We start from the raw sequence: 13,493 nt of genomic DNA on the forward strand, positions 1-13,493 counted from the left end.
GACTGAAATTGATCGATTGTTTCCACCACATGTCGAGACGAGCCGGAGCTTCCTTCCAACCAAACAGCCATTGAGTTTCGAATGCAAAGCGTCTTAGCCATTATTCTCGTCCTTGGGGTTCTGATTTTTTTTCATGAACTGGGCCACTTCCTCGTGGCCCGGCTGTTCAAGATCGGCGTGCCGGTTTTTGCGCTGGGATTCGGGCCGAAGCTGTTCGGGTTCCAATACGGCGACACGGAATATCGGCTTTGCGCCGTTCCTCTGGGCGGATACGTCAAGCTGGCCGGAGAGAGCGCCCAGGACGAGCTGGGCGAGGGGATTCCGCCTGAATCCAGTTTCAGCCTCCGGCCGCCCTGGCAACGTATCCTGGTGGTGGCCGCCGGCCCGGTCTTCAACTTTGTCCTGGCCGTAGTCATCTACTGGGGGCTTTTTTGGGCGCACGGACAGCAGGAATTGCTGCCCGTAGTGGGTCAGGTACTGGAGGACAGTCCGGCCCAGGCCGCGGATCTGCGGGACGGGGATATGGTCCTGAGTGTCAACGGCCAGGACATCCGCTATTGGAGCGAACTGGCCGAGCGTATTCAGCAGTCCGAGGGGCAAACCATGCTCCTGACAGTGCAGCGGGAGAACCGGGTGGTGGACGTCTCGGCCCAGCCCCGGGTGGAGGTCCGCCAGAACCTGTTCGGCGAGGACATCAAGGTGGCCATGCTGGGCATCACGGCCTCGGGACAGACTCAATCCATCGCCTTGGGTCCGGGCACGGCCCTGATCGCCGGGGCGGAACAGACCTGGACCATCGTCGTGCTTACGGTGCAGGGAATCATCAAACTCATCGAACGGATCATTCCGGCGGACAACATCGGCGGACCGATCCTCATCGCCCAACTTGTCAGCGAGCAGGCCTCCGAAGGGCTGACCAACCTGCTGGCCCTGACCGCGCTGATCAGCATCAATCTCGGCCTGCTGAATCTTTTGCCGATACCAGTTCTGGATGGGGGGCACATTCTCTTCTACACCATCGAGACGATCACCGGGAAACCGCTCAACCCCAGGATGCAGGAAATCGCCTACAAGATCGGGATCGCCTTTCTGATCGCGCTGATGACCTTCGCGGTGTTCAATGACATCCATCGCTTCTTCAAGTGACCGTGTTTCCACGGGGGCCAGTATTGCTGGAAGCGACGGTGGTTCATCTCAGCGCCTCCTGCTGACGCTGAACGGCGTGGAGGATCGGGTCCAGATAGTTCTGTCTCAGGGAACCTCCCTGGTCCTGCACCAGGAATGGGCTGCTCCGGCACGGGTAATGCGCTTTCTGGTCCCGGCCCTGGAGCAAGCTCTCAATCTTCTCGGGCTGAAAATGCACGATCTTTCCGGCATCGCCTGCGTCCGGGGGCCGGGCAATTTCACCGGCCTGCGCCTTTGTCTGGCAACGACCTATGGTCTGGCCTTGGGCGCGGGCCTGCCCATGACCGGGCTGGATTACCTGCCTTTGCTGGCCGCTGGCCCGGCCCCGCTGCTCCAGGGCCGCTTGGCCGTACTGACCCATGCCCGGACCCGGCTGGTCCATGCCCAGTCGTTTCAGATCACCGTCCCTTCTGCTTCCCGGGAAATCTCGACCGAACCTCGCGTCATGCCCCTGAACGATCCGCGAATTCTGGCCGTGGACGTTCCGGACGATCTCCATGCGGTTTTGGGCAATGACGACCATCCGTTGTATCTGTTGGGCAGCGGGGTGCGGCGCAACCTGGAGTGGATCAAAGCCGGATTGCCCCAGGCGCGCATTCTTGATCCTTCCTGGGATGCTCCCCAAAGCCACGTCTTGATTCAGGCGGCCATGAACGCCACATTCGGCTTAACGCCCATCGAACCGCTGTACCTGCGTCCCTGCGATGCCGAGGAGAACCTGGAGTTTTTCGCAGCCAAACGAGGCTTTAGCGGCCGGGAGGCCAGGGATAGAATCCGGGAAGAAACGACCGGGGAAGTGGAGGAACGAGCATGACGACCACGCGTAAGGTCTGCATCCATGGGCATTACTATCAGCCCCCGCGCGTTGATCCGTGGCTGCGCGAGCTGCTGCCCGAGGGCAGTGCCGCGCCGGGGCTGAACTGGAACCAGCGGATTTTGGAGGAGTCCTACGCGCCGTTGGCCTGGGCCAGACGCAGGGACGCCCAGGGGCGGATCACGGACTTGGTCAATTGCTACGCCTGGACCAGCTTCAATTTCGGCCCGACCCTGCTTTCCTGGCTGGAACAGGCCGATCCCGCGTGCTATGCCCGGATTCTGGATGCCGACCGCCAGAGCCTGGAGCGCTGGGGACACGGCAATGCCCTGGCCCAATGTTACCATCACATCATCATGCCCCTGGCCTCGCCCCTGGACAAGGAAGCGCAACTGGCCTGGACCGCGGCGGACTTTCGGGTCCGTTACAGGCGTGATCCGGAAGGGCTTTGGCTCTCCGAAGCAGCCGTGGACATGCCGACCCTGGAAGCCGTGGCCCAGGCCGGATTCCGCTTCGTGGTCCTGGCCCCGCGCCAAGCCCGGGCCGTGGCGGATATGGACGGCGCGAACCAGCGCGACGTGGATGAAACCAGTCTGGACATTCGCGAGCCGTATGCCGCCGCGTTGTCTTCCGGGCGGGAGCTGGCCGTGTTTTTTTATCACGGGCCGATTTCCCAGGCCGTGGCCTTTGAACGGCTCTTGGAAGACGGTGAGCGCTACTTCCAGCGGATTACCCAGGCCGCGGACCGGGGCCTGCTCTGCGTGGCCACGGACGGTGAGACCTACGGTCACCATTTTTCCTTCGGAGAGATGGCCCTGGCTTATGTCCTGGAGCAGATTCGCCGGGGGCGGGATGGATTGAGCCTGACCAACTTCGCGGCCTATCTGGCCGACAATCCGCCCGCTCGCCGAATACTGCTCCATGAGCCGTCCTCCTGGAGCTGCGTCCATGGAGTGGAGCGCTGGCGCTCGGATTGCGGCTGCGCCGACGGCGGGCATCCAGGCTGGAATCAACGCTGGCGCGGGCCGCTACGCGATGCCCTGCATCGCAACAAGCAGCGCGTGGACGAGCATTATTTCACTGTTGGGCGGGGCTGTTTCACCGACCCCCGACAAGCCTTGCTGGATTATGGCCGGGTGTTGGCTCATGGCGTCTCGCGAACCGATTTTCTCGACCAGCATGCCACTCCAGGACTTTCTCCGGAGGAGCGGAAAACCGCCGTCAACCTGCTGGCCATGCAGGAATGGGCCATGTGCTCCCTGGCCAGTTGCGCCTGGTTCTTCGACGAGATCAGCCGGGTGGAGCCCCTCAACGCCATGGCCTACGCCCTGCGCTCCATGGAACTGGCCCAGTCCACCGGATCCGGAGACTGGTCACCGGATTTCGTTCGGATCATGGCCGCGGCGGAGTCGAACATCCCGGGCAAGGGCACGGGAGCGGACCTGTGGGGCACCCATGTCCTGCCCCGAAGCATGAACCTAGCTTCCTGGACACAGCTCGGCCTGCTCATGGACGGCGTGGATGAAGATGGCCCGGTCTTGAGCCGTGATCACGGGCGATCCATCCAGCGAAACTGGCTTGGAGCGGAACTGGTCCTGGAGCCGGAGTTGGAGCCTGGGCCCGACGGACCGGAGGTTCGGGGTCGCGGTCGGCTGACGTGGTCCGACACCGGAGTCGCCGAGGCATTCTCCTGGAGTTGGAAGGCGGAGCAAGTCGAGCGGGGCGTCGGCGTCGTGACCGTGAATACCCCGGAAGGAGCCGTGCATTCCTGCTCCGTGGCGGACTTGGCCTGGAACAGGCGTGAGTTAGTCTCCCTGGCCTTGTTGGAACGCCAAACTCAGGCTTGGTGGCTGGGGCAGCTTCGATTCGCGAGGTCGGCCTCGGGCCATTTTCAAGGCTATCAGGAAGACCAGCATCGTCCGATTCGTGAGGATGTCTGGATGCTCAACCTTCCCGCTCTGGCCTGGGCTGTACTCGTCCTGGGTCGGGGGGCTGACGACCAGGAGGAATTCCTCTCCTTTCTGCGCACCAACTGGCGACCGCTGAGGGAATTCGATATCCGCCTGGCCGGGCACCTTCTGGAACTGCTGTCTTTCGAGCAACCGGACTGGGCCGAGGCGGGCCAAATATTGGAACGCATCGTGGCCCTGGCCGTGCCGCTCAATCTGTGGGTCGTGGAGAACCGGCTTTGGGAATTGAGCCGGAAGTTTCCTGAAGCAGCGGGCTTGGCCCGGAAGCTCGGCATTCATCCTCAAACAGAGGCCCCGAGGGGTATAGGCACGACGGGCATAGCGGGCGAAACAGGCAGGCTCAGGTGATCACCCGTTCCATACATATCCTCCCCTGGGTCGTCGCCCTGGCCTTGGCCGTAGCCTGCCTGTCTCTCTACGCCAAGTTGCACCAATCCCGGGACGCTCTGCGCCTGTGCGAAATGGAAAGCCGTGACTTACGGGAGCAGCTGGACGTGGCCAACCTGGCTCCGCTGCTCTCCATTCAGCGCGAAATCCAGCCCAGGCTGAGCGAGTTCGAGCTGCGCCGCTTGCAGCGCAAGGGCTTGTCCAACCCGGTCTACGACCTGATCCAGGACCTCGCCGACCGCTCGGACCTGATCCCGGCCGAGGCCTTTTTCGGCGGCAGCATGCACATCATCACCGGAGAAACCTACGTGCTCACCGACAAATGGGTTCTGGCCGGGTTCGAGGACGGCCACGTCCGCGGCAATCTCTGGCTGGAGTACGACGTGGACCAAGCAGGGCACATCTCCTGGCGTGTTCTGGGCTGGTACATGAATTGAGGGCTTTTGTCCGGTACGCAACGTTTTTTCACAACATGACACACGGGGAGAGGTCATGCACAATCTTGAGTTACGTGAAATACCCGTTGATCAAAGGATACGGATTGTTGAGGAAATTTGGGACTCCATCGCGGCTGACCAACAGCTCATTGAGATAAGCGACGCTCAACGGGAATTGCTGAATATTCGCCTTGATGCGTTTGAGTCGGACCTTGACTATGGGACTGATGCCAAAATAGTCATCGAGAGAGTTCGAGAAAAGCTGTGCAGCATATAGTGCGATTCAGAAAAGAAGCCGAGACGGATATCGAAAATGCATCTGTATGGTATGAAAAGCAATTTCTTGGTCTCGGACATGAATTCTTGGATAAAATTGATGAATCGCTGGATGCGATTCAGAATAATCCACTTATGTATCCTGTTGTTCATCGGGATACTCGCCGAGCATTGATCGGTAAGTTTCCCTTTGCAATATACTACCGAATCCTCGATGGATTTATTATTGTCGTTGCTGTGATGCACGGTAGCCGCAATCCTCTCTGCTGGAAGGAAAGAAACTGATTACTCCATCTCATACTTTTCCGGATAATCGCCGTATCTGTTTTTCCCACGCACTTCGCGTTGCTCTACTGACCGGAATTCTGTCGTTGCTCTTTGGCTGCGACCAACCCTCGGAACATGTCTTTCGCGGGACGACCATGGGCACGGCGTACGCGGTGCGCACGATAAATCCCCCGGCTTCGGCCCTTTCCGGCCTGGATCAGGCCATCCGCGACCGCCTGGAGCGAATCAACGCCTCCATGTCCGTCTATCGCCCGGAAAGTGAAATCTCCCGGTTCAACGCCCTGGCCATGGGCGAATCCATGCCCATCTCCGAAGACTTCGAGTACGTCCTCCGCGTTTCCGCTCAGATTTACGATCAGACCGGAGGAGCGTTCGACCCGACGGTCAAACCCTTGCTGGACCTCTGGGGCTTCGGCCCGGGAGCCGCGAACCGGGAAACGCGGCATCCTCCCTCGGAAGAAGCCGTGCGCCATGCACTGGCCTCAGTGGGGCTGCACAGGGTTGACGCCTCGACACCCGGACGGCTGGGCAAGTTGCATCCGGACGTGCAACTGGATCTGGGGGCCGTGGCCAAGGGGTTTGCCGTGGACGCGCTAACCGAACTGCTGGTGGACCGAGGGATTCGAGACTTTCTGGTGGACATCGGCGGCGACGTCCGTGTTTCCGGACGCAACTCGGAAGGGGAGCCGTGGCGCATCGGGGTGAACCAACCAGAACGAGGCCAAGACTGGGACGAGGTCCTGCTGGTGCTGCGCCCTGGCCGCGGCGCTGTACTGACCAGCGGCGACTACCGGCAATTCTTCGAACGTGATGGACATTTTTTCAGCCACATCCTGGACCCACGCACCGGCCGCCCGCTGGAAAATGGCGTGGCCAGCGTCACCGTCCTGGCCGAAAACGCGACCCTGGCCGACGCTCTGGTCACTGGGCTGATGGTGCTCGGCGTTGAAAAAGGCCTGGAACTCGTGGAATCCCTGCCCGACATGGAGGCGTTGTTTCTGTTCAGGGGGGGAGAGGAAGTCGTTGAGGATCTTCGGGATGCCCGCAGTTCGGGGTTTGATCGTGTCGGGGGGATGCCGTCGGAAAACGGCGTGGGCTATGAGATGGTTGTCTCACTGGAGAGCGGAAGGCTTATCAACTGAACTCCCGCGGAGGTGGACGGCTAGAGAGAGAAAAAGGTCAGGGGCAGGTTTGCTCTCACGGTTGCTTTGCTCTGGAAAATGATTGAGGATGCTTGCAACTTGAAAGGATTTTTGAAAATATGATGGAAACAACACCACCAATGGGAGTACATTGTTATGGATAAGAAAAGCTGGTTGCAGAAATTGGAGTCCATGGAGCAAGAGCGCCAAGAAGTCGAAGCTCCCGAAGAGGAGCGGGGGACGTTGCGAGACACGCTCGAAGGAAGAGGGAAATATGTGATCCTGGGAGGCGTCGGCCTGTTTGTGCTGGTTCTGCTGGTGATCATCGCCTCTTCCGGCGGAGGGAGTAAATCGGATCGTGATCTTCATGATATCCTGGCTCGGCTGGAGGTCATCGAGACCAAGCTTGTCGGGTTGGAAAATCAGGAGAGTGGGCGGCAGCAGGCCTTGGTGCGGATGCAGGGAGATTTTAGCATCTTGACCATGCGGGTGGACAAGCTTTCGCGCGAAATGAAGGAGCAAGCCGCCGAGTCCACGCCGCGCCCGGAACAGCGCCAAGCCGCGACCCAGCCAGCCAGACAGCAGCCCGCCCCTCAACCGGTGCAACAGCCCGCCCAGCAACCGGCCCAGCCCCGGCAGCAGCAGGCCGTCGCGACCCCGTCTCCCGCTCCTCAGCCTGCCCCGGGGCCGACCGAGCAGCAACGCCCGGCTGCATCCAGACCGGTGACCCACGAAGTACAGCCCGGCGAAACCCTGTTCCGGATCAGCCGAGCCTACGGGGTGAGCGTGGACGACCTGCGCCGGTTGAACAACATTTCCGGAGACCGGATCAACCCTGGCCAAGTCCTCAAGGTTCGTCCGTAGCCTTCACTCCGGCTGACGGTTCCGCGTCTTGCTCTGATAAGAAGCGTGTTTCCCGCATTGTCCCAATGCGGGAATGATGTTTTCCTTCTTGGAGCCCTTTGCGTTGTCCTTTTTTGGGCGAAGCGGGCGGCTCAAGAACAATGCCTCCAGCGCGACGGGGAATGCGGAGATGCTTCCAAAGAAGCCGGATAAGCCCTTCCTGACCGCCAAGATCCTTCGCCAGGCCGCGATCACCGGCCTAGCCGCCGCGTTCCTGGCGCTCCTGCCCTGGAGTCTGGGCCTCTGGGATCGTTGGGAGGCCAAGTCCTGGGACATGCGCGTGGCCTGGCTGGCCGCTCCGGGGTCGGCCACGGAGGACATCGCCCTGATCCTCTTGGATCAGCAAAGCCTGGACTGGGGGCAGGAGCAAGGCGGTCTGAGCTGGCCCTGGCCCCGTGAGGTCTACTCGGCGGTGGTGGACTTTTGCCGCCGGGCCCAGGTGGCCTCCCTGACCTTTGACGTGCTCTTCCTGGAGCCTTCGGCCTACGGGGTTGAGGACGACGCCGTGCTGGCCGAGTCTCTGGCCTCCTTCGGCCCCACGGCCCTGGCCCTGTTTCTGAGCCGTGCCGCAGCGGGCGGACTGCCCGGCTGGCCTGAAAGCTTTCCCGAACCCGCCTGGAGCGTGGCCGGTCTGGACGAGTGGCCCGGCGCGGCCCCCCATCTTCTGGCCACCCGGATCAGCCCGCCGCGCCCTGAACTGGCCGCGGCGGCGGGCGTGTTGGGCAACGTGCAGCTGCGGCCGGATATGGACGGCGTGTTCCGCAGGATGCGGCCCCTGGACGTCTTCGACGGCCGGGCCGTTCCCTCCCTGGGCCTGGCAGCGTTCCTCGCGGCCGGCAAAGCCCCCTCCGACGCGAACCAACCCTCTCCATCTGCCTTACTTGAGCGGCGCGGTCTGACCCTGTCCGACCGTTTCATTCCCTTGGACGCCGACGGCGCGGCCATTCTGCGTTTTCGCGGGCCCTCCGGCACCCATGCGGCCTACAGCGCGGCGGCGGTGATCCAGTCCGAACTGCGGCTGCTGGAAGACCTGCCTGCGGTGATCGCTCCGGAAGAACTCCGAGGCAAACACGTATTTTTCGGCTTTTCCGCTCCCGGACTGTTCGATCTGCGACCCACGCCGGTCAGCGGGGTCTACCCCGGAGTGGAAATCCAGGCCACGTTTCTGGACAACTTCCTGTCCGGGGATTTTCAACGCGAGCTTCCCGGTCCGGTCACGGTGGGGCTGATCCTCGGCCTGTGCCTGCTCACCGGCTTGGCCTTGGCCGTGTGGCGCTCGCCGCTGGCCGGAGCAATGGCCATTTTGGCGCTGCTGGCCGTACCCGCGGCCCTGGCCGTGCTCGCCTATCAAAACGGCTGGTGGACGCCCCTGGTGGCGGCCGAGGTCGGCGTGGGCATGGCCGGGGTTTTGGGCCTGCTTTTTAATTACGCCACCGAAGGTCGGCAGCGGCGGTTCATCAAGAACGCCTTTCAGCAGTATCTCAGCCCCCTGGTCATCGAACAGCTCATCGCCGATCCTGACAAGCTCAAGTTGGGCGGAGAGCGTAAGGAGCTGAGCATCTTTTTTTCCGACCTGCAGGGCTTCACCACCATTTCCGAGAACCTGGACCCCGAGGCCTTGACCGCCTTGCTCAACGACTACCTCACGGCCATGACCGAGATCATCCATGACGAGGGCGGCACGGTGGACAAGTTCGAGGGCGACGCGATCATCGCCTTCTGGAACGCGCCCCTGGACGTGCCGGATCATGCCCGGCGCGCGGTCCGGGCCGCCCTGCGCTGCCAAGCCCGGCTGGCCGAACTGCGGCCGAGGTTTCGGGAGCGAACCGGCCATGATCTGTTCATGCGCATCGGCATCAACACCGGCCCGGCCGTGGTGGGCAACATGGGCTCCCATTCCCGCTTCGACTACTCCATGCTCGGCGACGCCGTGAACCTGGCCGCGCGTCTGGAGGGCGTGAACAAGCAGTTCGGCAGCTTCACCCTGATTTCCGAGGCCACAAGAAAAGCGGTCCTGGAACAATCCAGTGACGATATCCCCATGCGTGAACTGGGTCGGGTGGCCGTGGTCGGCCGCGCCGAGCCGGTGACCGTGTACGAGCCCCTGAGCAGGGATCAGGCATCCGCAAGAGCCGCCGACCTGGACCGCTTCGCCGAGGGGCTGCGCGCCTATTACCGGGCCGATTTCACCGAGGCCGCACGGTTGTTCGCCGCCTTGGCCGAGGTTGATCCCCCGTCCGCCGGGTATCTGGAAATTTGTCGCGACCATCCCCCGGCGGCTCCTGAGGAATGGGACGGAGTGCGCCGAATGCGGACGAAATGAAGGGAAGGACTTTAAACCTGTCGACGCTTGAAGAATTTTACCGCCCGCTTCGCTCAGGGCACGAAGGTCGCCAAGAAGAGATTTTTGCCTTCCGCTGGAAAGATGCGGAAGGCAAAAGGCTCGCCGCCTGACGGCAAATTTGCCGGGACGGCAAGTCGTTTTTGAAAGCAGCTTTTTCCGTAACTATTCAGCACATTCGGTACTTGGTCATCCACCTGGACTGGATTCCGGCTTCCGCCGGAATGACGTATCGTACCATGTCGTTTCCAAGTCAGTCATACCGGCGAAGGCCGGTATCCCGTCCGAATTATTCTCGGATGAGCTGAGTAGTTACCTTTTTCCCTGCTTTCAAAAGTGTTTTTCTTGGCGACCCCCGAGCCTTGAGCGAAGCGGGCGGTTGACTCGGGAGAGGCTATTTGGTCGTTACGGTCACCAGGGAAGGCTCGTAACCCTCAGGCGGAACGTGGCCCAGCAGGGTGCAGAGGGTCGCGGCGACGTTGGCCAGGCCTGGTTCCGGAACGTGGGCGAGCTGGATGGCGTTGCGGCCGCAGAAGTCCTTGACGATGAACGGGACCGGGCTCAGAGTGTGGGCGACCATGGGGGAGCGATTGCCGTTTTTCTCGGTCCACATGCAGTCCGCGTTGCCGTGGTCCGCGGTGACCACGGCGATCCCTCCGGCCTGGGCCACCGCGTCCAGGATCCGTTCCAGGCAGGTATCCACGGTGGCCACGGCGATCCGGACCGCCGGCTCCACTCCGGTGTGGCCGACCATGTCGCCGTTGGCCAGATTCAGGCGAATGAAGCGGCGGCTGCCCTGGGCAATGACCTCCACGACCCGGTCCGTGATCTCGGCGGCCTTCATCCAGGGCCGCAGGTCGAAGGCGATTCTGTCCGAGGGAATTTCCTCGTAGGCCTCGAGTTTTTTGTCGATATATCCGGACTTGTTGCCGTTCCAGAAGTAGGTCACGTGGCCGAATTTCTGGGTTTCCGAAATGGCGAAGGACGTGATCCCCGTGGCGCAGAGGTGCTCGCTGACGGTTCCGGTGATGGTCGGCGGTTCCACGAGGAAGTTCTTGGGGATCAAGGCGTCCCCGTCGTATTGCATCATTCCGGCGTAAAACACGTCCGGACGGCGGACCCGGTCGAACTCGGAGAAGTCCGCCTCTTCGAATGCTCGGGAAATCTCGATGGCCCGGTCTCCGCGGAAGTTGAAGAAGACAACGGCGTCGCCGTCCTCAATGGTCCCCACCGGTCCGTCGGAATCCACGACCACGAAGCTGTCCATGTACTGGTCGGTTATTTTCGGGTTTTCCCGGTAGTAGGTCGAAATCGCCTCGGAAGCTGAAGCAAAGGGTCGCCCTTGACCCAGGACGTGGGCCTGCCAGCCTTTTTCCACCACCTTCCAGTTCGCGTTATAACGGTCCATGGTCGTGACCATCCTGCCCCCGCCCGAGGCGATCCGATAATCCCTTCCATCCGTTGACAGTCCTGCCAGGCGGGATTCCAGCGGTTCAACGTAGCGCGGCGCGCTTCTCTGATCCACGTCTCGGCCGTCCAGCAGGGCATGCACCCGGACCCGGCGCACTCCGGCCCGGACGCAGCCGTCCAGCAGGGCGCGGAGTTGGTCGATATGGCTGTGAACGTTGCCGTCGGAGACCATGCCGATGAAATGCACCGTTCCGCCGTCCAGTCCGGACTGGATCACGCGGCCCCAGGCCTCGCCCTCAAAGACTCGGCCCGAGGCGATGGCCTCGTTGACCAAGCGGGCCCCCTGGGAAAAGACCCGCCCCGCGCCCAGAGCGTTGTGCCCTACCTCGGAATTGCCCATGTCGTCCTCCGAGGGCAGCCCCACTGCGGTTCCATGGGCCTTGAGCGGGAGCATCAGCGGTTCCTCAAGTAGCGCATCCAAAATAGGGGTATAGGAAACGAAGACGCCGTCGCTGGCATCCCGAGGGCCAAGACCGACTCCATCCATGATCACGAGGACCACGGGGCCGGGACAGGATTGAACTCCGGGGAGAGGAGCGAGAGGTGTCTTGATCATGGTTGTATTCCTTTGCTTGAGGTTTTTTCCGAGAAGATCGCGTATTCCTGTTTCACGTTTCAGCAAAAGCGTATCAGCGGAGCTGGTCGGATGCAAAACAGGGAGGGCTGGCCCGTGCGGGTCATCTTCCGCGCCATATATTCCAGTAATACCGAAGCCTCGGCTTCCAGAGCGCCCCCAGGGGGCCGCGCTCGTCGTGCAGTCCGTCGCCCTGGAGCCGGTAGAGCGGGCCGCCTCCGGGGTTGCGCCAGCCGTGGTTCAGGGCCGCGCCGATGCGCATCCGGTAGAGGTAATGGCGGGCTGTGAGGCGGTCGATCCGGCGGTTCAGCAGGCCGGATGGATAGACGTAGGTGTTCGGGAATCGGCCAAGGTGATCGGCGATGATTTCTCCGGCTCCTCGAATCTCCCGGTCCAGGTCCACGCCCGATCCGGTCAGGTTCACGTGCCCGGCGGAGTGGCAGGCTATCTGGACGGCTCCGCTGTCCTGCATTTCCCGCAGCTCCGGCCACGTGCAGAAACAGGCCGTGTTCCCGTTGCGCCCGGCTTGGGAAGAGACGCGCAGGCGGTCTTGCATCGGGGCGGTGGTTTCTTCCCGGATCACGTCCGTGGACACGCCGACCACCGCCTTCAGCCCCAGCTCCCGCAACAGCGGATAGGCGAAATGAAAGAAGCCGACATGGGCGTCGTCAAAGGTTAGGCAGACATTGAGCTTGCTTGGCTGGAGCGGCTCTCCCGGCAGAACCACGGGATGGGTGTCGCGCACGTATTCGAGGTGGGCGCGGAGCAGGGCGGGGTCGTTGGCGTACTTCCCTGCGTCGGGGACCACGTCATGGTACATCAGGACGGCGAGCACGCTGATTGGCCTCGTACAGCTTGAGATATTTGTAGAACGCGGTGTGGCCGTTGTAGGCCGAGATGAGCAGGCCCTCGTAGCCCTGGAGAAACCCGCGCTGGAGCAGGTAGGACTTGATAAAGGCGAAGCCGCCGTGCAGCACGGCCTTCAGCGGGCCGGAAGATTTTTTCCCAACGTGCTGGGCCGCGAATTGATCGGTGTAGCGCTGCATCTTGGTCAGGAAGTCGGCGACGCAGGCGTAAGAGTAGTGCCGGACCGGATGATTGAGGCGGATTTCGCGCAAGCCGGCGGTGATCACGCCTTCATGCACCGCCGCGTCCGTGAACCGGGTTCGCCCGCGATGGTACAGGCGGACGTGCCGGTCCGGGTGCCAACCGCAGGTGGTGATGCGCTTACCGTTGAAGTAGTTCTCCATGGGGAAGGAGTAGACGCAGTCCGGGTCCAGTTCTTGGGAGGCGATCTCGGCGAAGAGTTCCGGGGTGACGATCTCGTCACTGTCGATGGACAGGATCCAGTCGTGGGCGGCCAACTCCGAGGCCCGGTTGTGCAGGGGGCCGAAGCCGGTGAAGGGCTCTTGGAAAACGCGGACGTTGGCGAAGGTCGCGGCGATGTCCAGGGAGGTGTCGGTGGAGCCGTTGTCCAGCACGACCACGTCCGGAAAACCGGAGACGGCCCGCAGGCATTCGACGAGCAGGCGTTGGGCGTCCTTGGTTAGAATGGTGACGCTGATGGGCGGGGCGGGGGGAGTGGGCATGATGGCTTGGTTGGAAGCGACCGACGAAGACGATGGGCCGGAAATCACATCTCGAGCACTGGACGCGGTGCTCCGCATCCGGCAAAAACTCCCTTGCCCAAGCAAGCCGTGAAGTCA

12 protein-coding genes are annotated in these 13,493 nt (G+C 62.1%); 9 read left to right on the forward strand and 3 right to left on the reverse strand.

Annotation, left to right across the window (positions count from 1 at the left end):
- Positions 1 to 81: 81 nt before the first annotated feature.
- The 9 genes from rseP (at position 82) to GY33_RS0110195 (ending at position 9,725) form a co-directional block, all read left to right on the forward strand.
- Positions 82 to 1,146 carry an RIP metalloprotease RseP gene (rseP, locus tag GY33_RS0110155; RefSeq protein WP_031387233.1) on the forward strand — a complete coding sequence of 355 codons (1,065 nt, stop codon included), beginning with the start codon at positions 82 to 84 and terminating at the stop codon, positions 1,144 to 1,146.
- Positions 1,121 to 1,999 (forward strand): tRNA (adenosine(37)-N6)-threonylcarbamoyltransferase complex dimerization subunit type 1 TsaB, encoded by an 879-nt coding sequence (tsaB, locus tag GY33_RS19160; protein WP_084185075.1) that lies wholly within the window; start codon positions 1,121 to 1,123, stop codon positions 1,997 to 1,999. The genes rseP and tsaB overlap by 26 nt, the downstream gene beginning before the upstream one ends.
- Entirely contained in the window at positions 1,996 to 4,317 is a 2,322-nt protein-coding gene (locus tag GY33_RS19815; protein WP_051822499.1) for a DUF3536 domain-containing protein, read from the forward strand. The genes tsaB and GY33_RS19815 overlap by 4 nt, the downstream gene beginning before the upstream one ends.
- Positions 4,314 to 4,793: a hypothetical protein gene (locus GY33_RS19820; protein WP_051822500.1), complete on the forward strand. Its 480-nt coding sequence runs from the start codon at positions 4,314 to 4,316 to the stop codon at positions 4,791 to 4,793. The genes GY33_RS19815 and GY33_RS19820 overlap by 4 nt, the downstream gene beginning before the upstream one ends.
- Positions 4,794 to 4,848: 55 nt before the next feature.
- The gene (locus GY33_RS0110175) at positions 4,849 to 5,070 is read left to right on the forward strand and encodes an addiction module protein (protein WP_031387237.1); all 222 of its coding nucleotides are present in this window, start codon (positions 4,849 to 4,851) and stop codon (positions 5,068 to 5,070) included.
- Positions 5,058 to 5,354, forward strand: coding sequence for a type II toxin-antitoxin system RelE/ParE family toxin (locus tag GY33_RS20510; protein ID WP_084185077.1), 297 nt, complete (start codon positions 5,058 to 5,060; stop codon positions 5,352 to 5,354). The genes GY33_RS0110175 and GY33_RS20510 overlap by 13 nt, the downstream gene beginning before the upstream one ends.
- Positions 5,355 to 5,440: 86 nt before the next feature.
- Entirely contained in the window at positions 5,441 to 6,499 is a 1,059-nt protein-coding gene (locus GY33_RS0110185; RefSeq protein ID WP_051822501.1) for an FAD:protein FMN transferase, read from the forward strand.
- Positions 6,500 to 6,655: 156 nt separating this feature from the next.
- Positions 6,656 to 7,363 (forward strand): LysM peptidoglycan-binding domain-containing protein, encoded by a 708-nt coding sequence (locus GY33_RS21340; protein WP_051822502.1) that lies wholly within the window; start codon positions 6,656 to 6,658, stop codon positions 7,361 to 7,363.
- Positions 7,364 to 7,532: 169 nt separating this feature from the next.
- Positions 7,533 to 9,725, forward strand: coding sequence for a CHASE2 domain-containing protein (locus tag GY33_RS0110195; protein ID WP_051822565.1), 2,193 nt, complete (start codon positions 7,533 to 7,535; stop codon positions 9,723 to 9,725).
- 412 nt (positions 9,726 to 10,137) lie between these two features.
- Here GY33_RS0110195 and gpmI read toward each other — a convergent pair whose 3' ends face one another.
- The 3 genes from gpmI to GY33_RS0110215 form a co-directional block, all read right to left on the reverse strand.
- Positions 10,138 to 11,769, reverse strand: coding sequence for a 2,3-bisphosphoglycerate-independent phosphoglycerate mutase (gpmI, locus tag GY33_RS0110205; RefSeq protein ID WP_031387241.1), 1,632 nt, complete (start codon positions 11,767 to 11,769; stop codon positions 10,138 to 10,140).
- A gap of 121 nt (positions 11,770 to 11,890) precedes the next feature.
- Positions 11,891 to 12,622 (reverse strand): polysaccharide deacetylase family protein, encoded by a 732-nt coding sequence (locus GY33_RS0110210; RefSeq protein ID WP_031387242.1) that lies wholly within the window; start codon positions 12,620 to 12,622, stop codon positions 11,891 to 11,893.
- Positions 12,597 to 13,376 (reverse strand): glycosyltransferase family 2 protein, encoded by a 780-nt coding sequence (locus GY33_RS0110215; RefSeq protein ID WP_031387243.1) that lies wholly within the window; start codon positions 13,374 to 13,376, stop codon positions 12,597 to 12,599. Before GY33_RS0110215 ends, GY33_RS0110210 begins: the two co-directional genes overlap by 26 nt.
- Positions 13,377 to 13,493 lie beyond the last annotated feature (117 nt).

Source organism: Desulfonatronum thiodismutans, assembly GCF_000717475.1.
GTDB lineage: Bacteria > Desulfobacterota > Desulfovibrionia > Desulfovibrionales > Desulfonatronaceae > Desulfonatronum > Desulfonatronum thiodismutans.